The sequence below is a fragment of the Corynebacterium jeddahense genome, from assembly GCF_028609865.1.
GTDB classification, from domain to species: domain Bacteria; phylum Actinomycetota; class Actinomycetes; order Mycobacteriales; family Mycobacteriaceae; genus Corynebacterium; species Corynebacterium jeddahense.
Genome location: NZ_CP063194.1, coordinates 271,010 through 292,648 on the forward strand (window position 1 = coordinate 271,010; position 21,639 = coordinate 292,648).

A 21,639-nucleotide genomic window follows, 5' to 3' on the forward strand; every position below is an offset into this window, starting at 1 on the left:
CCCGCTACTTTACAAGCCCGACCGCGTGCACCAGCGCGCCCGCGATCGGCCCGGCGAACAGTGCGGCGATGACCGCGGTGGTCACGCCCCACGGCGCGTAAAACAGCACCCCGAACGCGGTGAGCGTGGCCACAACCCAGCCGGCGACGTAAATCGCGTGCTTTTCCAGCGCGAGCACGGCCACGCCCGTGATCATGAGCATGCCCATGAACGCCGAGGCGAGCGTGAGCAGGCCGAGCGTGAGCCCGCCGACGTAGAGCTCCGGCTTGAACGCCGCGCGCAGGATCCACGGGCCGATGAGCCACGCCGCGCCGAAGCCGGCCACGCCGAGGCCGAGCACCGCGCCGATGGGGGCGGCCAGGGCGGCGAAGATCTGGCCACGACGCTCGACGAAGCGCACCACGAGCGCGGACTGGAAGCGCTGCAGCGGCACGAGCACCGGCGCGCGGGTGAGCATGACGGCGTTGTTCAGCGCCGCGACCGCGACGGAGACCTCCGGGTCGAACGAGGGGAACGCGGCGCTCACGGCGGTGGGGAAGCCGGTGATGAGCGCGGCGGACGCGCCGGAGGCGACCATGGCGGAGCACACGCGGCGTACGAACGCGGCGCGGTCGACGTCGAGGGTGACCTTCACCGGGTCCACGGCGAGGATGGCGATCCAGCTCAGCGCGCCGACGACGGTGATGCACATGAAGTCGAACAGACCCCCGCCGAGCGCCCAGGCGACGAGCGCGAGCACGAGCCGCACGCCGGAGTCGAGCGCGACGAGCGCCGCGTAGCGCGCCCACAGCCCCGCGCCGGAGAGTACGCCGGAGAGCACCGCCTGGAACGCGTAGCTGAGCAGGCCGAACGCGAGCAGCGTGGTGGCGGCGTCGGGGTCGCGCGGCACGAGCGCGTCCATGCCGAAGTAGCCACAGACGAACACGAGCAGCGCCACCACGCAGCCGATCGCCGCGCCGATCGCCCACGGGTTCGCGGTGCCGCGCACGCGCGTCTCGCGTGACGACGCCACGGCGCGCGTCGTCTCGTGCGTAATCCCGTCGATCAGGCCGGTGCAGGCGAAAAAGAGCCCCCAGTACGCGGTGAAGTAGCGGTAGCCGTTCTCCACGTCCATCGCCCAGCCGGCGATCCACATGACGATGAAGCCGCTGGCCGCGGCGAAGACGGTGGCGTAGGAGAGGTGCTTCATGGGCAGTCGGGCAGCTCGGGGCGGCGCACCCAGGCGTCGAGCACCGCGTCGACGGTCGCGGCGTCGGCGCCGGCTCGGGTGAACGCGTTGGCGAGGTCGAACGGCTCGACCACGCCGTGCGCGTTCGTGGCGGTGTAGTCGCGGACGGCGGTGAAGAACGTGGTGTCGCCGAAGGTGCGTCGCAACGCATGGAGCGTGATGGCGCCGCGCTTGTACACGCGGTCGTCGAACATGTTGCGCGGGCCCGGGTCGGCGAGGGTAAAGCGCATGGGGGTGAGCTGGTCGTAGTGGGCGCGCACGGAGGCGTCGATAGGCGTCTGCCCCGCGAAATCCGCCCACAGCCACTCGGCGTAGCAGGCGAAGCCCTCGTTGAGCCAGATGTCCTCCCACTGCGCGAGGCCGAGCGAGTTGCCGAACCACTGGTGCGCGAGCTCGTGCGCGATGAGGCGCTCGTGGTGGTGGAGGTGGTTCACGCCAAAAATGGACAGCCCCTGCGCCTCGAGGGGGATCTCCAGCGAGTCCTCGTGCACGACCGCCTGGTAGTCCTCGAAGGGGTAGGGGCCGAAGACGGTCTCGAAGTAGTCGAGCATCGCCTGCTGCTTCGCCAGGTCCCCGACATCCGTCCCCGGCACCCAGGCGAGCGTGTTGCGCCCGAGCGCGATGCGCTGGAACTGGCCGACCTGCACCGTGGCAAGGTAGGTCGCCATCGGTCGCGCGGTGGTGTTGGTCACGGCGACGTAGCCGCGGTCCGCGCGCACGTTGAAGGTGTAGGTGGCCTTCTCGTCCGGCGTGTCGTCACAGGGCAACCACGTCGGCGCGCCGTTCGGCTGGTTCGCGGTGAGCGCGCCGTTGTTGAGCTCCTCCCAGCCGAGCTCGCCCCACGCCGTGCGGCGCGGCCGCGGCACCCCGCCGTAGCGGATGGTGAGCTGGAACTCGGTGTCCACCGGCACCGGCTCGGCGAACGTGATGTGGAGCTTGCCACCGGATTGCTTGAAGCGCTTCACGCCGATGCGTAGCGACGACTCCACGCGCCGCACCGCCAACCCCGGCGCGAGGTCGAGCGACATGGTGCGCATCTCGCGCCAGGTAGTCAGCGTCAGCGTGGCGGTGGCGTCGAGCCGGTTGGGCACGACCCGATAATCCGCGTCGAGGTCGTAGTGCGTGACGTGGAAGCCCAGGTTGAACTCCACCCCCGTGTAGCGGTCGCGGGTGCCGGGGATCGGGGTGGTGCGGAGCCTGAGGTTGTTCATCGGAGGGGAAGTCTAGCCCAGCCGGTGTTCACCCCGGGACGGGCGCTAGACGCCGAGCGCCGGCGCGAGCGTCGTCTGCCACGCCTTGCCCAGGTCCTCGCGCCAGTACGGCCAGGAGTGGGTGCCCACGTTGCGCAGCTCGTAGTGCGCCGGGATGTTCAGCCCGTCGAGCTTCGCCTTGAGGTCGTGGGTGCAGGAGTTGATCGCGGCCTCGATGACGCCGCCCTCGACCTGGAGCACGCCCGCGCTGTAGTAGGCGGCCCACTCGGGCGCGCCGATGCCCATGAGGTAGCTCACCTGGTCCGCGCGCCCGGCAAGCCCGGTGCCGGAGGAGACGTAGAGCTGCGTGCCGCGCAGCTTCTCCGCGTTCACGAGGGCGTCGTTGTACCGGTTGTACGGCCCGCCCATCGGACCCCACATCTGCTCCGGGGTGATGGACTGGTAGTTCTGCTCCCACGCCGCGCGGTTGACCGTGAGGCGGGCGAAGTTGTAGCCCTGCACCGACGACGTCGCCGCGCAGCCGGAGAAGGACGCCGCCGCCTTGTACATCCCCGGGTTGTGCTCCGGCAGCACGAGCGCGGTCGTGCCGGACATGGAGAAGCCGGCGATGGCGCGGCGGTCGTTCGCCCCGAGCATGCGCTCGATGGGGCCGGGCAGCTCCTTGGTCAGGAACGTCTCCCACTTCTGCGGGCCGTTGAGGTAGCGCCCCCGGACGTTCTCGTCGACCCAGTCCGTGTAGTAGCTGAACGCGCCGGCCTGGGGGATGACCACGTTGACGCCCTTGCCGGCGAAAAACTCGCGCGAGGGGTTGAGGGTGAGCCAGTCCTGGTTCTGCTCCGCGCCGCCCGCGCCGTTGAGCAGGTAGAGCGTCGGCGCGCCCTGGACGCGCTGGCCGGCCGCGTTGGTCGCGGGGATGACCGCGATGGGGATGTCGCGGCGCATCGAGGGGGAGTAGACGTTGTAGGACAGCACGTTCTTGTGGTCGACGTGTTCCACCCACCGCTCCGGCGCGTTCGTCGCCGGCGAGATCGGTGGGTTCTCGGGCGCGTTCCACGGCTTGATCACCCCGACGGGCTGCGCCTCGGCGACGGTGGCTGCGCCCGTGGTCAGGGCGGCCGCGCTGAGCACGGCAAGGGCTGCGGCCTTAATTGATTTCATATGTGAATCCAGTCCTCGGGGAAGTTATGCTCTACAGGCGTCTACGGTGTCATTGCGACATCCTAAAGCAACGTCGTTACGCTTGGGGCTAGCGTTACAGGTGTGGCGCAATTGCCCACCCGCCGTTCCGGCCCCGCCCGGCCCCGCCCGAAAGGACTGACCATGAACCCGATCGAATCCATCCAGCTGCAGATCAACGAGGCGCTCGGCTACCTCATCCACGCCGGCTCGTCGATGTCCTCGACCATCGCCTACAGCCTGGGCATGTTCTAAGGGGCTACTTCAGGCCAAAGGGCTTACTTCAGCCCGAGCGCCTGCTTGAACACGGTGTCGTACGACAGCTTGAGGTCCTGCCGCCACGAGGACCACGCGTGGGTGCCCACGGGGCGCAGCTCCGCGTGCGTCACGTCGACGCCGTTCGCTTGCGCCTTCACCAGGAAATCGTGGGTGCAGGCGTTCATCGCGCCCTCGATCGCGCCGCCCTCAATCTGCAGCGTGGCGGCGTTAGCCACGCCCGTGGCGAGCGACTCGGCCGAGCCGTAGCCGGCCTTCTCCAGCCGCTCCCTGAGGTAGCCCGGCATGTCGGTCTCCGCCGCAAGGCCCGTGCCGGTGGAGATGTAGAGCGGCGTGCCCTTGAGCGCCGCGGCGTTGACCAGCGCGTCGTTGTAGCGGTTGTAGTCCGAGCCCATCTCCCCGAAGATGTGCTCCGGCGTCATGCCGGTCGCGCCGCGGTGGACGGTGAGGCCGACGAACCAGTTCGGGATCGGCGTCGAGGTCGCCGCGCAGCCGGAGAAGGATCCGACCGCCTTGTACAGGCCCGGGTTGTGCTCGGCGAGCAAGAGCACCGACGTCGCCGCCATGGACAGCCCGGCGATGGCGCGGCGGTCGCGGTCGGCGCCGAGGTACGGCTCGATTGCGTCGGGCAGCTCGTCGGCGAGGAACGTCGACCACATCTGCTTGCCCTTGTAGAAGATGTTGTTCACCGGCGGCTCGGCGGCCCAGTCGACGTAGTAGGAGAACGCGCCCTCCATCGGCACGACGACGTTCACGCCCGCGCGGGCGTACGTGTCAAACATCTCGTCGAACGCCTGCGACACCCAGTCGGTGTCCTGCTCGGAGCCGCCCGCGCCGTTGAGCAGGTAGATCGTCGGCGCGTTGTCCACGTGCTTGCCCTGGGCGTCGGTGGCGCGGAAGACCGCCACCGGGATGTCGCGGCCCATGGCGTCGGAGTGTACGCGCACGGCCGCGTTCGGCCAGGCCCTCTCGTTGCGCTGGAGGATGCCCACCCAGCGCTGGTCCTTCCCCTTCGTGGTCTGCGGCACGTCGCCCAGCGGCTTCACCGCGCTCGCGCCCGCCGCATTGCCCGCCGCGTCGCCGGTCCCGGCGGCGCCGTTGACGAGCGGGTTGTTCGGGTCGACGGGCGCGCGGTCGAGCGCGGTGGGGGCCGGGTTGACGGAGACCACCTTGTCGGGGGCCTTCCCCTCGAGCGCCACGGGGGCGGTGGCCGGTACCGCGGCCCGCTGGGTCGTGCTCGGGGTCGGAGCCGCCGTCGTAGCCGCCGCCGTGGTGCTGCTCGTCGGCGTGTTCTGGGTGCTCAGCGCGCTCGTCGTGGGCTGCTCGCTCATCGTCCCCGTGGTGCTCGCGGCCGTCTCCTCCCGCGTCGGCGCGGCGGCGAGCGTCGTCTCCACCGCGGAGACGGCTGGGTCGAGGACGGTCGCGCGCCCGCCGGCTGCAGACACGTGCTGGACAGCGGGCACGGCGCCTGCGGCGATGACTGCGGCGGCTGCGACTGCGATCGCCGGACGGGAGAATTTCACGGGAGTTCACTCGCTTTCAAACAGAACCGGGGGAGATACTCGGCAACATTTTGCCAGACAGGCACGTACCATAAGCACCGTGAGTAAAGAACATTTTGACGTTGTTGTCCTCGGCGCGGGCCCCGGTGGCTACGTTGCCGCCATCCGCGCAGCTCAGCTGGGTAAGAAAGTTGCCGTCATCGAGAAGCAGTACTGGGGCGGTGTCTGCCTCAACGTGGGCTGCATCCCGTCCAAGTCGCTCATTAAGAACGCGGAGGTCGCGGAGATCTTCACCCACGACGCCAAGACCTTTGGCATCAAGGGCGACGTGGAGTTCGATTACACGGATGCCCACAAGCGTTCCCGCAAGGTCTCCGAGAAGATCGTCGGCGGCGTGCACTACCTGATGAAGAAGAACAAGATCCAGGAGATCAACGGCCTGGGCACCTTCAAGGACGCCAACACCATCGAGGTCACCGAGGGCGACGACAAGGGCATGACCGTCACCTTCGACGACTGCATCATCGCCACCGGCTCCGTCGTGCGCACCCTGCCGGGCATCGAGCTGTCCGAGAACGTCGTGTCCTTCGAGGAGCAGATCCTCAACCCCGAGGCCCCGGAGAAGATGGTCATCGTGGGCGCGGGCGCGATCGGCATGGAGTTCGCCTACGTGCTGTCCAACTACGGCGTGGACGTCACCGTCGTGGAGTACATGGATCGCGTCCTGCCCAACGAGGATAAGGACGTCTCCAAGGAGATCGCCAAGGCCTACAAGAAGCTCGGCGTGAAGCTGCTCACCGGCCACGCCACCACCGCGGTGCGCGACAACGGCGATTCCGTCGAGGTGGACATCCAGAAGAACGGCACCGACAAGACCGAGACGCTCACCGTCGACCGTGTCATGATCTCCGTCGGCTTCGCCCCGCGCACCGAGGGCTACGGCCTGGAGAACACCGGCGTGGAGCTCACCGAGCGCGGCGCCATCGCCATCGACGAGCGCATGCGCACCAACGTCGAGCACATCTACGCCATCGGCGACGTCACCGCGAAGCTGCAGCTCGCCCACGTCGCGGAGGCGCAGGGCATCATCGCCGCCGAGACCATCGCGGACGCCGAGACCCTCGAGATCGAGGACTACATGATGACCCCGCGCGCCACCTTCTGTAACCCGCAGGTCGCCTCCATGGGCTACACGGAGGACCAGGCGAAGGAGAAGTGGCCGGACAAGGACATTAAGGTGGCCACCTTCCCGTTCTCCGCGAACGGCAAGGCCGTGGGCCTCGCTGAGACCGCCGGCTTCGGCAAGCTCATCGCGGACGCCGAGTACGGCGAGATCCTCGGCTGCCACCTCGTGGGCCCGAACGTCTCCGAGCTCATGCCGGAGGTCGTCCTCGCGCAGCGCTTCGACCTCACCGCGGGTGAGATCGCGCGCTCCATCCACATCCACCCGACGCTGTCCGAGGTGCTCAAGGAGATCGCGCACGGCGTCGAGGGCCACATGATCAACCTCTAAGCAGTCGCGTATCGACGAACCACAGGCGGGCCCTGCCATCCCGGCAGGGCCCGCCTGTTGCGTGCGCGCGGACGGCATAAAGGAGGGCACCCGCGGTTGCGGGTGCCCTCCTTTGGTGGCGTCGATACGCAGGCGCTTAGGCGCCGGCGACCGCTGCGGCGAGGGAGTCGAGGGACTTCGCGAGGAAGTCGTCGTCGAACTTCTCGGACATGGACAGCAGGTTTTCCTCCAGCTCGTCGCGCTGGTAGGTGAGGGTGACGTTGGTGTTGTCCGCGTCGATCGGCTCGAGCTCGTAGAGCCACTTCGCGCCGACCTTCACGCCGGCGGTGGTGTTCTCGACGTTCTTCCAGCCGATGAGCTTGTTCTCCTGGATGGCGAAGACCTCGTTGGTGGTCTGGTAGTCGCCGTCCTCCTTGGTCATGTTCATGGTGAAGGTGTCGCCCACGTTCTTCAGGCGGTCGCCCTGGTCCGCGGAGACGACCATGCCGGAGCCGTCGGTCTCGGCGTGGCGCTGCGGGTTGGAGAGGATGTCGAAGATCTCGGCCGCGGAGGCGTCGATCTGGCGGGTAGCGGAGTTCTCGGTGTTCTTGTCAATAGCCATGCCTGCCAGGGTACCGATTTTCGCCCTCGCGAGTCGGCCCTGGTTGTTAGGTGAAACTAACCAACCAAAGATTGACACTGAACGGGGTGAGGGATGTCGATTAACCACCCCGCAGCCGCTTTAGTGGCAAACGTCACATTTTGCTCGGAGTGCAGGATGATTGGGTAAACCACAGCTTGAACCCTTGCGCGCGGCGCGTCCAACCTGCGAATCCGGTGTGTACCGACGGGAAAGGTTTCCTAGAGTGTTATCGACACTGGAGGTGCCATGACTGTACAAAACGCTGCTCAACACGCAGACCGTGAAGCCATTCGTCACGGAAAAATCACTGAAAAGCCGCTGCGCGAGCGGCCGTCCTACCCCACGTGGGCCGTCAAGCTGACCATGGCCATCACCGGCCTTATCTTCGGCCTGTTCGTTCTCGGCCACATGATCGGCAACCTGAAGATCTTCATGCCGCTGCACGCCGACGGCTCCGCGCCGATCGACGATTACGGCCGCTGGCTGCGCGAGATCGGCGAGCCGCTCTTCCCGCACGAGGGCTTCCTGTGGTGCGTCCGCATCGTGCTGCTCGCCTGCCTGGTGCTGCACATCTGGGGTGCGTTCACCCTGCGGGCCCGCTCCTCGAAGTCCCGCGGCCGCTTCAAGCGCACGAACCTCATGGGCGGCTGGCAGTCGACCGCGACGAAGGCGATGCTCGTCACCGGCGTGATCCTGCTGCTGTTCATCATCTTCCACCTGCTCGACCTGACCTTCGGTACGGCCGTGGCGTCCGGCGACTTCGTCGAGGGCGCGGTGCGCAACAACATGATCGCCACCTTCGCCCCGAGCCGCTGGTGGGTCACGCTCATCTACGTGATTGCCAACCTCGCGCTGCTCCTGCACCTCACGCACGGCGTCTACCTCGCCGTTTCCGATCTGGGCTGGCTGGGCAAGCGCGGCGAGGGCCTGATGGTGCTGCTCGCCTACATCCTCCCGTTCATCGTTGTCCTCGGCAACGTTGTCATGCCAATCGCCATCATGTGCGGCTGGCTCCCCGACTTTTCCAGGTAACGGCTTTCTAGGAGAACAACTATGACTACCTCTATTTCCGGTCTTTCGGGGAACCAGGGCGGCGAGCAGCGCAACGCCGCCGCCGGCACCCAGGGTGCAGCGCAGACTCAGGATTCGGCGCAGGATTCCAAGCAGGACGCGAAGCGCTCCGGCGACTTCCGCCAGCCCGAGTCCGCCTGCCCCGGCGTGACCCCCGGCCACGTGCTCGAGTCGAACGAGCCGAACCGCGACGAAGTGCGCATGAAGGACATGTGGCAGCACCAGAAGGACCACATGAACCTGGTCTCGCCGCTCAACCGCCGCAAGTTCACCGTCCTCGTCGTCGGTACCGGCCTGTCCGGCGGCGCCGCCGCTGCAGCGCTCGGCGAGCTGGGCTACAACGTCAAGGCCTTCACGTACCACGACGCCCCGCGCCGCGCGCACTCCATCGCGGCCCAGGGCGGCGTGAACTCCGCCCGCGGCAAGAAGGTGGATAACGACGGCGCGTACCGCCACACCAAGGACACCGTGAAGGGCGGCGACTACCGCTGCCGCGAGTCCGACTGCTGGCGCCTGGCCATCGAGTCGGTCCGCGTCATCGACCACATGAACGCGATCGGCGCCCCGTTCGCCCGCGAGTACGGCGGCACCCTGGCCACCCGCTCCTTCGGCGGCGTGCAGGTCTCGCGCACCTACTACACCCGCGGCCAAACGGGCCAGCAGCTGCAGCTGTCCACCGCCTCGGCGCTGCAGCGTCAGATCCACCTGGGCAACGTGGAGATCTTCACCCACCACGATCTGATGGACCTGATCATCACCGAGAAGGACGGCAAGAAGCACTGCGAGGGCATTGTCACCCGCAACCTGATCACGGGTGAGATCGCGCCGTTCACCGGCCACGCCGTCATCCTCGCCACCGGCGGGTACGGCAACGTCTACCACAAGACGACGCTGGCGAAGAACTCCAACTCCTCCGCCATGATGCGCGCCTACGAGCGCGGCGCCTACCTCGCCTCCCCGTGCTTCGTGCAGTTCCACCCGACCGGCCTGCCGGTCAACGCGAAGTGGCAGGCGAAGACGACGCTGATGTCGGAGTCCCTGCGCAACGACGGCCGCATCTGGACCCCGAAGGAAAAGGGTGACGACCGCGACCCGAACGAGATCCCGGACGAAGAGCGCGACTACTTCCTCGAGCGCCGCTACCCGGCGTTCGGCAACCTCGTGCCCCGCGACGTGGCGTCGCGCGCCATCTCGCAGCAGCTGAACGACGGCTACGGCGTCGGCCCGCTGCACAACTCCGCGTACCTGGACTTCACCGACGCGATCGAGCGCCTCGGCGAGGACACCATCCGCGAGCGCTACTCCAACCTGTTCGAGATGTACGAGGACTCCACGGGCGACGACCCGTACAAGTCCCCGATGCGCATCGCCCCGACCGTCCACTTCACCATGGGCGGCCTGTGGACGGACTTCAACGAGATGACCTCGATCGACGGTCTCTTCGCCGCCGGCGAGTGCTCCTGGACGTACCACGGCGCGAACCGCCTGGGCGCCAACTCGCTGCTCTCGGCCTCCGTGGACGGCTGGTTCACCCTTCCGTTCACCGTGCCGAACTACCTCGCCGGCCACCTCGGCGAGGACGTGCTGCCGCCGGACTCCCGCGAGGCGCAGCAGGTGGTCACCAACGTCACGGAGCGCATCGAGCGCATCATGTCGATCCGCGGCCCGGAGCCGCACGGTCCGGAGCACTTCCACGAGCAGCTCGGCGGCATCCTCTACGAGCACTGCGGCGTGTCCCGCACTGTCGAGGGCCTGCAGGAGGGCATCAAGAAGATCCGCGCCCTGCGCGAGGACTTCTGGACGAACATTTCCATCCCGGGCTCCCCGAACGACATGAACCAGACCCTCGAGGCTGCGCTTCGCCTCGTGGACTACATCAACCTCGGCGAGCTGATGTGCGTGGACGCACTCGACCGCGACGAGTCCTGCGGTGCGCACTACCGTATGGATCACCTCACCGACGACGGTGAGGCGGAGCGCGACGACGACAACTGGTGCTTCGTGTCGGCCTGGGAGCCGGCCGGCGAGGGCCAGTTCATCCGCCACGCCGAGCCCCTGCACTTTGATTCGATCCCGCTGATGGCAAGGAACTACAAGTAATGAAACTGACACTTGAAATCTGGCGCCAGGCCGGTCCGGACACCGAAGGCAGCTTCGAGACCGTCCAGGTCGACGACGCTGTGGAGCAGATGTCCATCCTGGAGCTGCTCGACCACGTCAACAACACCTACGTTGAGCAGGGCAAGGAGCCGTTCGTCTTCGCCTCCGACTGCCGCGAGGGCATCTGCGGCACCTGTGGCCTGCTGGTCAACGGCCGCCCGCACGGCGCTGGTCAGAACACCACCGCGTGCCTGCAGCGCCTGTTCAACTACAACGACGGCGACACCCTGAAGATCGAGCCGTTCCGCTCCGGCGCGTTCCCGGTGATCAAGGACTTGGCGGTGGACCGCTCGGCCCTCGACCGCGTGATGCAGCAGGGTGGCTACGTCTCCATCAACGCCGGCACCGCGCCGGATGCGGACACCCTCGCCGTGAACCACCACGACGCCGAGAAGGCGCTCGACTACGCGGCCTGCATCGGCTGCGGCGCCTGCGTCGCGGCCTGCCCGAACGGTGCGGCGCATCTGTTCACCGGCGCGAAGCTCAAGCACCTCAAGCTGCTCCCGCTGGGCCAGCAGGAGCGCGCCCGCCGCGCCCGCAAGATGGTCGACGAGCTGGAGACCAACTTCGGCCACTGCTCGCTCTACGGCGAGTGCGCCGACGTCTGCCCGGCCGGCATTCCGCTCGACGCCGTCGGCGCGATCAACGCGGAGCGCGCACGCGCAGCCTTCAAGGGCGGCGACGACTAGTCCCGCGTATACTCACCGGCAGAAACAGCAGTACGAAAAGGAAACAACATCATGGGTTCCCACGCAGTTGCAGACATCAGCAACGAGTCCTACCGCACGTACGAGGGCAGGATCGACGACACCTACATTGAGGGCTACGACCCGGTCTCCCTCGGTGCGCCGCACTCCTCCCTGGCGCACACGCAGACCTGGATCGCGATGGGCCTGATCCTCTCCACGCTGTTCGGCATCGGCCTCGCCGTGTGGGGCGCGGGTGCCATGGTCTACGGCTTCGGCTCCCAGACCCACGACCTCGCGGAGCGCCTGCTCATCCTCGGCATCGCGGAGGCAGTGATCACCGCCGTGCTCGGCGCGGTGCTCATCATCTCCGGCCGCAAGGAATATAAGGCCTACCGCAAGCGCACCGGCCGCCGGAACTAACCCCGGTCGCCACGCACTCCCCGCCGTCGCCGGCGGGGAGTTTTTCGTGCCCGTGTCGGGGCGGCTGCTTTAATCGGGGGTATGACTGATCAGGGGACGCCTCCGCTCATGCCGAGCCCAGGCAACGAGGCGGAGCGGCGCAGGGTGCTGCGCAACCACAAAATCGCGGTGACGAGCCTGCTTGGGCTCGCCGCCGTCATCTTCCTCGTCTGCTCGTGGGCGGAGTCGCGCTCCGGCGGCGCGGCGGCGTGGGTGAGCTACGTCCGCGCCGCGGCGGAGGCCGGGATGGTCGGCGGCCTCGCGGACTGGTTCGCGGTCACCGCCCTGTTCAAGTACCCGATGAACATCCCGATCCCGCACACCGCCATCATCCCGAACAAGAAGGACCAGGTGGCGGACGCGCTGAGCGAGTTCGTGAGCGAGAACTTCCTCAACGCCCGCACAATCACGGATAAGGTCATGGCGGCCGGCATCCCCCAGCGGGTGGGCCGCTGGCTCACCGAGCCCGAGAACGCCGAGCGCGTGAGTGCGGAGGCGGGGGCGTTCGTCGCCCGCGCCGTCGAGGGCATCGACCCGGCCGAGGCGGAGCGGTTTATCGACGCCCAGGTGATCGACCGTTTCGCCGAGCCCGTCTGGGCGCCGCCGCTCGGGCGCGCGCTCGAGGGCCTCATCGCGGACGGGAAGGTCGAGCCGGTCGTCGACGACATCGTCAGCTGGGCGCGCCGCAAGGTCGACGGGATGGAGGCCTCCGTCGTCGCCATGATCGACGAGCGGATGCCCGGCTGGGCGCCCCGCTTCGCCAGGGAGCTCGTGGGCCAGCGCGTCTACGACGAGCTTGTGGCGTTCATGGAGGACGTCGACGCGGATCCTCAGCACGAGGCGCGCCGCGCGGTGCGCCGCCAGATCAACCAATTCGCCCAGGACCTCCAGTTCGACGGGGACATAATCTCGCGGGTGGAGGCGCTCAAGGCGGACGTCATGGGGTCGAACGCGGTGCGCTCCGCCGCGGGCGGCATCTGGGCCCAGTTTGCCGAGGCGCTCACTGCCGCCGCGACGGATCCGGGCAGCGTGCTGCGTCGTAAAGCAACTGCGACGGCGCACGAGTGGGGCCGCAAGCTTGTCGACGATCCTTCGGTCCGCGCCGACGCCGAACGGAAACTGGAGAAGGTGACCCACTTCGCGGCGGAGAACGGCGCGGGGCAGATCGTCGGCATTATCGCCGAGACCATCCAGCGCTGGGACGGCGAGGAGGCGGCGGACAAGATCGAGCTCATGGTGGGCAAGGACCTGCAGTTCATCCGCCTCAACGGCACGATTGTTGGTGCGCTCGCCGGGCTGGTTGTTTACACTGTGTCTCAGCTCATCTTTTACTAGCGAAGGAGACCCACAATGTCCGAGACCACCCCGAACACGAACCCCACCGGCGGCGAGCGGGAGCGCAGCGAGGTCCGCGAGAACCTGCGCGAGGCGGGCGACGCCCTCGTGGCTGCCGGCTCCGCCATCGGCACCGCGATCGGCAAGGCCACCGGCGAGCTGTCGGACCGCTTCAAGACCGCCACGGAGAGCGCGCGCCAGAACCTCGCGCAGGCGAAGACGGACCACGACGTGCGCAACGCCACCTCGGGCTTCACGGACGAGGCGGAGCGCCTCTTCAACAACCTGCGCGAGCGCGACGTCACCTTCACCGACGACATGAAGGCGAAGGTGCGCGACTCGATCGCGGACGCCCGCCGGAACTTCAACGAGCGCATGGACAAGACCGAGACCGCCGGCACGAAGGGCGCGTTCGACGACGTTCGCGAGCGTTTCGACGGCCTCGTGGCGCGCGTGCAGGACCAGTTCGGGGACAAGAAGCAGCAGGGAGATATCATCGACGCCGACATCGTCGACAACGAGGACCTGAAGTAGCAGCTATGGACACCGCCACCGTCATGCAGATTCACCAGATCATGTCGATCCCCGGCGTGGTCAGCAGGGTGCTCATGGTGGCGGTGGGCGTCGCCGGCCTCCTCGGCGCCGTCTTTGTGGCCACGACGCGGCCCGACGCCTTCGAGGCCGCGAACCGTCAGTCGAAGGGCGCCTGGGTGGGCATCCTCGTCATTTCCGCGGTGGCGTGCCTCGTTCAGCTCTCGTTCATCGCGTGGTTCGGCGCGGTGGCCATCGGCATCTACTTCTTCGACGTCCGCCCGCAGATCAAGGAGATCCTCGCCGGCAACTACGACTGGTAGGCGGGCGCCTGCTGGCCCGTCTGCAGCTGGTCCGGTGCCTGCTGCTGGTCCTGCAGCTCGCGGAAGTTCACGTTCTCGCCCGCGACCTGGACCTTGAGCCCGCCGGGCACGACGGTGAAGTCCTCCACGCGCATGCCCTCCGTGGCCTCGTCCTCGACGCCCTGAGACATCGCGTCGCTGATCGCCTGCGCGACCTCGCCCGGCAGGTCAAAGCCGAACAGCTCGGTGCTCCGGGCGTCGAACGTGAGGTGGCCGTCGCGCATCTCCGGGTGCAGCTCGATGCCGGCCGCGCCGGCGGTGAACGTGATGGTGAACGTCTCCGCGTCGGGGTTCGAGGTGACGTCGGAGACCGTGATGAGGTTGGCCAGGAAGTTGTCGCCGAGCTGCTGCTTGAGCTGGTTGTTCAGCATGGCGCGGACGAAGTCGTTCGGCAGCTCGGTGGTCAGGTGCAGCGAGTCCGCCACGGGGTCGCCGTCGGCAATGCGGATGTTGTCCATCTCCACCACCGAGGCCGGGGTGCCCTGCACGTCGTCGCCGTTGACCACGAGGCTGGACTGCTGGTCCACCTTCATGTGCGGGAATTTGCCCCCGAGCAGCCCGATGGTCACCGGGCTCGGGCCGAAGGACACGCTCGTGCCCTCGGGCGCCTGCGACGTCACCTCGTGCGCCACGAAGGCGCGGATGCCCACCTCCGCAATGGCGAAGAGGAGCAGCACGGCGGCGACGATGGAGAGGGCGATTTTCCACGCTTTGTTCATGCCGGACAGTTTACGAAGCCGGAGCGACTGCCAGCCAATCCACAGTGACCAGGTTGTCGCGCAGGCGACGCCGCTGCGGGGCGATCGGCCAGCGAGCGGCGAGGTCGTCGAGGGCGTGGCGCCACCGCACCCGCGGCCCGTGCGGCTCCCAACCCGCAGCGCGCTTCCAGGCGGCGTCGGCGTCGGCGAGGAACGCGTGGATCGGCTCGCCGGGCACGTTGCGGTGGATGAGCGCCTTCGGCAGCCGCTCGGCGACGTCGCTGGGCGTGGCCGTGTGGTGCGGGTCCCAGGCGAGGGTAAGCGTTTGGGGGCCGGAGGCGTCGAGAAGCACCCACGCGCAACGCCGCCCGAGCTCGTCGCAGGTGCCTTCGACGAAGAGCCCGCCGGGGGCGAGCCGCGCGCATACGGTGGCCCACACGTCGGGGACCTGGTCGACGTCGTACTGGCGCAGCACGTTGAACGCGCGCACGAGGTGGGGCCGGTAGCCGGCGAGCTCGAAGCCGCCAAGCTCGAAGCGCACGCCGTCGCGGGGCGGCAGCACGCGTTCCGGGTCGATCTCGAGGCCCACGACCTCGACGTCGGGGCGGATCTGGCGCAGCCAGCCGGCCCACTCGACGGTGGTGGTGTGCGAGGCGCCGTAGCCGACGTCGACCGCGAGCGGCGCATCCGCGGCGCGCAACAACGACTGGACCCGCGGGTTGTAGCGGGTCCAGCGGTCCGAGCGGCGTAGCCGGTTCACGCCGGTGGTGCCGCGCGTGACGACCCCGTAGGGTTTGCCCGCGGCCCCGGTGCCCGGCTGCGCGGCGCGGAGGTTGTGGTAGTGGGGGATTAGAGGTGCTCGCTAATCCACTGGTCGGTGAGCTTGGCCTCGTTCTCCACGATCTCCTCGAGCGCCTCGGCGACCTTCGGCTCGAGCGCGGCGCCCATGAACGGGATGTTCACCTTCGCCTCGAGCTCGTAGTCCAGCTTCGTCGCGTCGCCGTCGCGGGTGGCGGTGTACTCGGCGCCGAGGTCCACCGGGGTGCCCTTCACGTCGCCGGTCATCGTGTGCTTCGCGGTGTCGCCCTCGAGCTCGCCGACGTGCACGACGCGCTTGAGCTTGAGGTCCTGGGACACCATCGCCTGCGCGGCCGCCGGCAGTACGGAGGTGGGCAGGATCTCGTAGAGGGTCGCGGTGTTGTCCGCGAACTCGTGCAGCTCGCCCGGTTCCGGCGACAGCTTCTCCGCGATGAACTCCCAGTACTCGCGCGAGGCGTACGCCTGGGCGACCTTCTCGATCGGCTGGTTGATGGTCACGGTGATGTCACTACGTGCAGTCATGTGTCACAGACTACCGTTGTCTGCGTGTCAACCCCATCTTTCGCCTCCCTGACCACGTTGCGCGTCGGCGGCGCGCCGTCCGCGCTCTACGAGTGCGCGAGTGCCGCGTCGCTGGCGGAGACCGTCGCCAAGCTGGACCGCGACCGTGTTCCCCTCCTCGTCGTCGGGGGCGGCTCCAACCTCCTCGTCGCGGACGGCGAGCTCGACCTCGCCGCGGTCCTCGTGCGCAACGAGGGCATCTCGCTTGACGACGACCTCCGGCTCCGCGCCCAAGCCGGCACCGAGTGGGACGCGGTGGTGGCCTACGCGGTGGAACACGGCCTCGGCGGCATCGAGGCCCTGTCCGGCATCCCGGGCTCGGCGGGGGCGACGCCGGTGCAAAACGTCGGCGCGTACGGCGCGGAGATCGCCGACGTGCTCACCCGCGTGCGGCTCTACAACCGCGAGACCGGCGCCGACGAGTGGGTCGACGCGTCCTCGCTCGACCTGGCGTACCGGTATTCCAACCTGAAGTTCACCTCGCGCGCGGTCGTCCTGGAAATCGAGCTGCAGCTTGCAGAGACTGACGTATCCATCCCGCTGCGCCACCTCGGCGGCGAGCGCGTCCCACTCGCCGAGGCGCGCGAGTCCGTCCTGGCCACCCGCCGCGCGAAGGGCATGGTGCTCGACGCCGCCGACCACGACACGTGGTCCGCCGGCTCCTTCTTCACCAACCCCGTGGTGCCCTCGGCGCTCGCCGACGCCATCGAGGCGCAGGTGGGGGAGGAGCGCATGCCGCGCTTCCCCGCCGGCGACGGGCAGGAGAAGCTCTCCGCGGCCTGGCTCATCGAGCGCGCCGGGTGCCCGCGCGGCTTCCCCGGCGAGGGCGCCCCGGCGCGCCTGTCCACGAAGCACACCCTCGCGCTGACGAACCGGGGCTCCGCCACCGCCGCGGACATCGCCGCGCTCGCCCGGCGCGTGCAGGACCAGGTGCGCGACGCGTTCGGCGTGGAGCTGCACCCCGAGCCGGTGTGGGTGGGGCTGTAGCGCCGCCGCCCGACCCCGCGCCGCCCCGCGGACACACCGCCGCTTCGACCCCGCGCCGCCCCGCGGACGCCAAAACCGGCTACCTGGAGCCGGTTAACAGCCCGAAATAGGCGTGGTAGCCGGTTGTAGGTAGCCGGTTTCGCGCTGGGGTGGGGACGCTGGGGTGGGGGTGACGGGCGCGCCGGGGTCGGCCCGCCCCCGCCCCGCCGCCGCCCCCGCCGCCGCACCGCCGCTTCGACCCCGCACCGCCCCGCGGACGCCAAAACCGGCTACCTGGAGCCGGTTACCAGCCCGAAAGGGAGCGCGGACAAAAAGTTGGAGTGTTGGGGGCTGGAAGGTATTCCAATGCCCGCAGGGTTTCCATCTGATATCCGCGATGGTGCGGTTGAGAGGTTTTTGGCTGGGGCGTCTGCCCGTGAGGTCTGCGACTGGGCTGAAGACGTATGTGGTCGCCGACCATCGGTGGACACGGTCGGCAACTGGGTTGCGGCCAAACGCCGCGGCCAGTCCTTTGATGGCACGCGACGCGCCTACGACGCTGAGACCATCGCGAAGGTTGTAGCACGCAGGTTGACCTCGCAGGCGACGGTGCGTGAGATTGCCGTGGAGTTCGATGTCAACGACACCGCAGCACTGACCTGGACGAAGCGGTACTGGCCAGACGATGACGACCGCGATTCGGCAGCGTCGATGACCTTCGACGAGGCGTTTGCGGCGACAATGGAACGCGTGAGCAAACACCGCAAAGTCCAACGCAACCATCAACAGCAGCGAGTCGATGAAGCAGCCGATGCGAAAAGGCCACCCCGGCCAGTCAACGAGTGGCTGCCAGGGCCTGGACCGATAGACGACATCGCTGATTTACCCAGTGACATGGACGAGCTGAAAAAGCTCGTTGTCGAGATGCGCGACCGGGAAACAGTCAAAGACGCCATTATCCAAGTGCTCATGAGCGACGGTGAGCCGCAGGGAAAAGGCAACGTCCGTGGCGGTGAGTCGCGGGGAAAAGACGACGTCCGTGACGGGGAACTGTCCACCGCGGCGAAAGCCGCAGTGGTGGTTGCCCTCACGGACGCCCACGGGTTTTCCATCGCCAAAGCATGCGCGGTTGTCGGGATTGCGCAGTCGACGTTTTACTACCACCGACACACCCACACGAAGGTGGTGCACCAGCGCGAACAGCGCCGCGCTGCACTCAAACCGCTGATCTTGCAGGCAGCAGCCGAATCCGGGCAAAGCTACGGCTACCGGCGCATCCACGCCTGGCTGAAGATCATGGGGCATACAGTGTCGGAAAAGATCGTGCGTACCCTCATGGAAGAGCTTGGGTGCCGCCCGCCGGCGAAAGCGTCGGGCAAATACTCCTCCTACACCGGTGAAACCGACCACAAACCCGCGAACCTGCTGCTGATCGCCCCAACCGACAACAGTGACGATGATGGGGATGCGGATGTGGATGTGGCCCGGCCGGTTGTTGCACCGTCGCAGTACTTCATCGACCACGCCGACGCTCAGGGGCTGACCCACGATTTCCACGCGGATGCCCCGTGGGAGAAAATCGGCACCGACGTCACCGAAATCCACTGCCCAGACGGCAAATTGTTTCTGTCGGCAGCGATCGATTTCTACGACGGGATGCCGATTGCGGTGACCATGTCAACATCACCGAACCACGACTTGGTCGCCGAGATGATCGCGCGAATCGACGAGGTAAAACCCGACGAGGCACAACCGATCATCCATTCCGATCGTGGTGGGCTCTACCGCAGTGAACGCTGGGTCAGTCTGATTACCGACCACACCCACAACATCTTGGATTGCCCCGACTGCCAGGCCGATACATGGTGCGGCAACCGGTGGCGATACATCCCGTCACTGTCGCGCAAAGCCACCAGCGGCGACAACGCGCGCACCGAAGGCTTCTTCGGCACGATGAAACAAGAACTGCTCAAAGGCAGGCCTGTGGTGTCGACGATGACGGTGGCGCAAATGCGCGACTATATTGATTCCTACATCGACTTCTACATCAACACACGATTGAAGTCGACACTCGGCGAGGGCTACACCACCATCGCCGAGCACCGCAAGGCACTGAGTGCATAACAACGAGACAAAGTCCCCCAAAACGCACTCCAACAAAAAGACCGCATCCCCAAATAGGCGTGGTAGCCGGTTGTAGGTAGCCGGTTTCTTGTAGAGAACCGGGTGCGACCGGGGTGGGGGCGCTGGGGTGGGGGTGACGGGCGCGCCTAGCCCTCCGCGAGCTTGGCCAGCAGGTCCTCGCGCACCTGACGGCGGCGGATCTTGCCCATCGGGTCCTTCGCCAGCTCGTCGAAGTGGTAGAACGTGCGCGGGACCTTGTAGCGCGTGAGGTTCTCGCGCGCGAACGCCTTCAGGCCGTCCGGGTCGAGCGCGGCGCCCTCGTTGAGGACGACGCAGGCGACGACGTCCTCGGAGCCGTCGGAACGCGGGCGCCCCACGACGGCGACGTCGGCAACGTCCTTGTGGGTGCGGATGACGTCCTCGACCTCAGCCGGGTACACGTTGAAGCCACCGGTGATGATGAGCTCCTTGATGCGGGAGACGAGCTTGACAAAGCCGTCCTCCTCCATGATGCCCATGTCGCCGGTGCGGAACCAGCCGTCGTGGAAGACCTTCTCAGTGGCCTCGGGGTTGTTGAGGTAGCCGTGGAAGACTTGGGGGCCCTTCGCCAGGATCTCGCCGGCCTCGCCGAACGGTATGTCCTCGTCCGGGTTGTCGGGGTTGACGATGCGGATCTGGGTGTCCGGGAACGGTATGCCGATGTAGCCGGGGCGGCGGTCGGCGGACTCCGGGTTGCCGATGATGATGGGGGAGGTCTCGGTAAGCCCGTAGCCCTCGACGAGGTGGCCGCCGGTGGCCTGCTCCCACTCCTCGATGACGGAGGCGGGCAGGGAGGATGCGCCGGAGAAGCCGATCTTCACCTTCGACATGTCGACGTGCTGCTCCCGCGCGGTGGTCACGATGCGCTCGAAGACGGTGGGTACGCCCGGCACGAAGGTCGGCGGGGTCTTCTTCACCGCCTGCATGATGAGGTCCATCTTCGGCGCCGGCAGGAGGATGAGCTCGGAGCCGATGAGGATGGTGAGGGTGAGCGAGAAGGTGAGGCCGTACGCGTGGAAGAACGGCAGGGTGGCCAGCATGCGCTGGTTGCCCTCCTGCAGCTCCTTCACCCACGCGCGGCCCTGCACCGGGTTGGCGATGAGGTTGGCGTGCGTGAGCACGGCGCCCTTCGGCGTGCCGGTCGTGCCGGACGTGTAGAGGATGACGGCGGGGGAGTCGGGGGTGATCTCGGCGGGGGGCTCGAGGTCGCCGCCGAAGCCGCCGATTGCCGACGACGTCAACGCCTCCCACGGCACCGTATTCTTCGACGGGCCGGTAAGCGAGGCGCGGGCCTCGCGCAGCTTCGGCAGCGGGATGCGCAGCGCGAGCTGCTGGGTGCGCGGCATGGCCTTGGTCATGTTCACGCTCACCACCGTCTCCAGCGGGGTCTCGCGGCGCAGCTGCTCGAGGGTGCCGGCGGTCTTGTCCCAAACGATGGCGATGCGGGCGCCGTGATCCTCGAACTGTGGCTTGAGCTCGTGGGCGGTGTAGAGCGGGTTGTGCTCGACTACGACGCCGCCGAGCTTGAGCACGGCGAAGTAGGCGGCGACGTGCTGCGGGCAGTTCGGCAGCATGATGGCGACGCGGTCGCCGGGGCGCACGCCGAAGGCCTTGAGGCCGGCGGCGGCGCGGCGGACTTCGCGGTCGAGTTCCCCGAACGTCTGGGTGCGGCCGAAGAAGCGGGTGGCGATTTTTGCGGCGTTGGCCGAGAGGTTGGCGTCGTAAAGCTGGTTCAGCGTGGCGTTGCCGTACTCCAGCGAGTGGTCGGTCCATTCGGGGTAGTACTTCAGCCAGGGCTTTTCTTCGTTGACGTGTGATGTGCTGGTAGGCATGCGCACTACCCTACGTCAAACCTACGGTTGCGTAAGAAGTGAGAGGAGGGTGTCGCGCCTCCCGGCGGCGGATCTTGCCCGTCTGGTCCCGCTCGAGGCGCTCGAAGTGGTAGAAGTCGCGCGGCACCTTGTAGCGGGTGAGGCGCTGCCGGGCGAAGGTCTTGAGGCCCTCGGGGTCGAGGGCGGAGCCGTCGACAAGCGTGACGCACGCGACGACGTCCTCCGACCCGTCCGCGCGCGGGCGGCCCACGACCGCGATGTCCTCGATGTCGGGCGTGCCGGGCGCGGGGGTGGCCGCGGTGAGCTCCGCGCGCTGGCGTCGCAGCGGCGGCAGCGGCAGGGCGAGCGCCGCCCGCAGGTGCAGCGGCATCGCGTCGAGCATGTTCACCGCGATGACGGTCTCGAGCGGGGTGCTTCCGCGTAACGACGTAAACGTGTCCGCCACCCTGTCAAACACGATGGCCA

General features: G+C 67.7%; 19 protein-coding genes and 1 pseudogene. 10 read left to right on the forward strand and 10 right to left on the reverse strand.

Features of this window, described 5'->3' with window-relative positions; translation table 11 throughout:
* Positions 1-4: 4 nt before the first annotated feature.
* The 4 genes from CJEDD_RS01275 to CJEDD_RS01290 all read right to left on the reverse strand — a co-directional run bounded on the left by CJEDD_RS01275 (position 5) and on the right by CJEDD_RS01290 (position 5,414).
* Complete coding sequence (locus tag CJEDD_RS01275; RefSeq protein ID WP_042409219.1) at positions 5-1,189, reverse strand: polysaccharide biosynthesis protein; 1,185 nt, start codon at positions 1,187-1,189, stop codon at positions 5-7.
* On the reverse strand, positions 1,186-2,439 hold the full coding sequence (locus CJEDD_RS01280; RefSeq protein WP_273657575.1) for a M1 family metallopeptidase: 1,254 nt from the start codon (positions 2,437-2,439) through the stop codon (positions 1,186-1,188). Before CJEDD_RS01280 ends, CJEDD_RS01275 begins: the two co-directional genes overlap by 4 nt.
* A gap of 45 nt (positions 2,440-2,484) precedes the next feature.
* Positions 2,485-3,597 (reverse strand): alpha/beta hydrolase, encoded by a 1,113-nt coding sequence (locus CJEDD_RS01285; RefSeq protein ID WP_042410377.1) that lies wholly within the window; start codon positions 3,595-3,597, stop codon positions 2,485-2,487.
* A gap of 296 nt (positions 3,598-3,893) precedes the next feature.
* Positions 3,894-5,414, reverse strand: a complete 1,521-nt coding sequence (locus tag CJEDD_RS01290; protein WP_052333886.1) for an alpha/beta hydrolase — start codon at positions 5,412-5,414, stop codon at positions 3,894-3,896.
* Between the two features lie 79 nt (positions 5,415-5,493).
* Here CJEDD_RS01290 and lpdA point away from each other — a divergent pair, with 79 nt between their 5' ends.
* Positions 5,494-6,906, forward strand: coding sequence for a dihydrolipoyl dehydrogenase (gene lpdA / locus CJEDD_RS01295; RefSeq protein WP_042410259.1), 1,413 nt, complete (start codon positions 5,494-5,496; stop codon positions 6,904-6,906).
* Between the two features lie 136 nt (positions 6,907-7,042).
* Here the strand turns inward: lpdA and CJEDD_RS01300 are convergent, their stop codons facing one another.
* Positions 7,043-7,507 carry an SRPBCC family protein gene (locus CJEDD_RS01300; protein WP_042410338.1) on the reverse strand — a complete coding sequence of 155 codons (465 nt, stop codon included), beginning with the start codon at positions 7,505-7,507 and terminating at the stop codon, positions 7,043-7,045.
* Positions 7,508-7,774: 267 nt separating this feature from the next.
* Here CJEDD_RS01300 and CJEDD_RS01305 point away from each other — a divergent pair, with 267 nt between their 5' ends.
* The 7 genes from CJEDD_RS01305 (at position 7,775) to CJEDD_RS01335 (ending at position 14,096) form a co-directional block, all read left to right on the forward strand.
* Positions 7,775-8,560, forward strand: coding sequence for a succinate dehydrogenase cytochrome b subunit (locus tag CJEDD_RS01305; RefSeq protein WP_042410341.1), 786 nt, complete (start codon positions 7,775-7,777; stop codon positions 8,558-8,560).
* 21 nt (positions 8,561-8,581) lie between these two features.
* Positions 8,582-10,699, forward strand: coding sequence for a fumarate reductase/succinate dehydrogenase flavoprotein subunit (locus CJEDD_RS01310; protein WP_273657576.1), 2,118 nt, complete (start codon positions 8,582-8,584; stop codon positions 10,697-10,699).
* Entirely contained in the window at positions 10,699-11,448 is a 750-nt protein-coding gene (locus tag CJEDD_RS01315; RefSeq protein WP_042409374.1) for a succinate dehydrogenase/fumarate reductase iron-sulfur subunit, read from the forward strand. The genes CJEDD_RS01310 and CJEDD_RS01315 overlap by 1 nt, the downstream gene beginning before the upstream one ends.
* Positions 11,449-11,499: 51 nt before the next feature.
* Entirely contained in the window at positions 11,500-11,868 is a 369-nt protein-coding gene (locus tag CJEDD_RS01320) for a hypothetical protein (protein WP_042409377.1), read from the forward strand.
* An 81-nt stretch (positions 11,869-11,949) separates the two neighbouring features.
* Complete coding sequence (locus tag CJEDD_RS01325; protein WP_232297761.1) at positions 11,950-13,242, forward strand: DUF445 domain-containing protein; 1,293 nt, start codon at positions 11,950-11,952, stop codon at positions 13,240-13,242.
* Between the two features lie 15 nt (positions 13,243-13,257).
* A complete protein-coding gene (locus CJEDD_RS01330; RefSeq protein ID WP_042409382.1) occupies positions 13,258-13,776 on the forward strand; it encodes a CGLAU_01105 family protein in 519 nt (172 codons plus the stop codon).
* A gap of 5 nt (positions 13,777-13,781) precedes the next feature.
* Positions 13,782-14,096 (forward strand): DUF2516 family protein, encoded by a 315-nt coding sequence (locus tag CJEDD_RS01335; protein WP_232297762.1) that lies wholly within the window; start codon positions 13,782-13,784, stop codon positions 14,094-14,096.
* Here the strand turns inward: CJEDD_RS01335 and CJEDD_RS01340 are convergent.
* From CJEDD_RS01340 to CJEDD_RS01350, 3 genes are read right to left on the reverse strand one after another with little or no spacing between them, the layout of a single operon-like run.
* On the reverse strand, positions 14,084-14,854 hold the full coding sequence (locus tag CJEDD_RS01340) for an LmeA family phospholipid-binding protein (RefSeq protein WP_052333855.1): 771 nt from the start codon (positions 14,852-14,854) through the stop codon (positions 14,084-14,086). The two genes, CJEDD_RS01335 and CJEDD_RS01340, sit on opposite strands and share 13 nt — an antisense overlap.
* Positions 14,855-14,864: 10 nt before the next feature.
* Positions 14,865-15,683: a class I SAM-dependent methyltransferase gene (locus CJEDD_RS01345; RefSeq protein ID WP_042409384.1), complete on the reverse strand. Its 819-nt coding sequence runs from the start codon at positions 15,681-15,683 to the stop codon at positions 14,865-14,867.
* A complete protein-coding gene (locus tag CJEDD_RS01350) occupies positions 15,683-16,174 on the reverse strand; it encodes a DUF2505 domain-containing protein (RefSeq protein ID WP_042409387.1) in 492 nt (163 codons plus the stop codon). The genes CJEDD_RS01345 and CJEDD_RS01350 overlap by 1 nt, the downstream gene beginning before the upstream one ends.
* 24 nt (positions 16,175-16,198) lie before the next feature.
* On the opposite strand from CJEDD_RS01350, the gene CJEDD_RS01355 reads away from it, so the two are divergent.
* Both CJEDD_RS01355 and CJEDD_RS01360 read left to right on the forward strand, forming a co-directional pair.
* The gene (locus CJEDD_RS01355) at positions 16,199-17,200 is read left to right on the forward strand and encodes a UDP-N-acetylmuramate dehydrogenase (RefSeq protein WP_232297763.1); all 1,002 of its coding nucleotides are present in this window, start codon (positions 16,199-16,201) and stop codon (positions 17,198-17,200) included.
* A gap of 345 nt (positions 17,201-17,545) precedes the next feature.
* Positions 17,546-19,303: an IS3 family transposase gene (locus CJEDD_RS01360; RefSeq protein ID WP_273657480.1), complete on the forward strand. Its 1,758-nt coding sequence runs from the start codon at positions 17,546-17,548 to the stop codon at positions 19,301-19,303.
* Positions 19,304-19,449: 146 nt separating this feature from the next.
* Here CJEDD_RS01360 and CJEDD_RS01365 read toward each other — a convergent pair whose 3' ends face one another.
* Together CJEDD_RS01365 and CJEDD_RS01370 are read right to left on the reverse strand one after the other, a co-directional pair.
* Entirely contained in the window at positions 19,450-21,174 is a 1,725-nt protein-coding gene (locus CJEDD_RS01365; RefSeq protein ID WP_042409738.1) for a long-chain-fatty-acid--CoA ligase, read from the reverse strand.
* Positions 21,175-21,184: 10 nt separating this feature from the next.
* Positions 21,185-21,448 (reverse strand): annotated as a pseudogene (locus tag CJEDD_RS01370) (AMP-binding enzyme); the annotation flags it as partial.
* Positions 21,449-21,639: the final 191 nt, after the last annotated feature.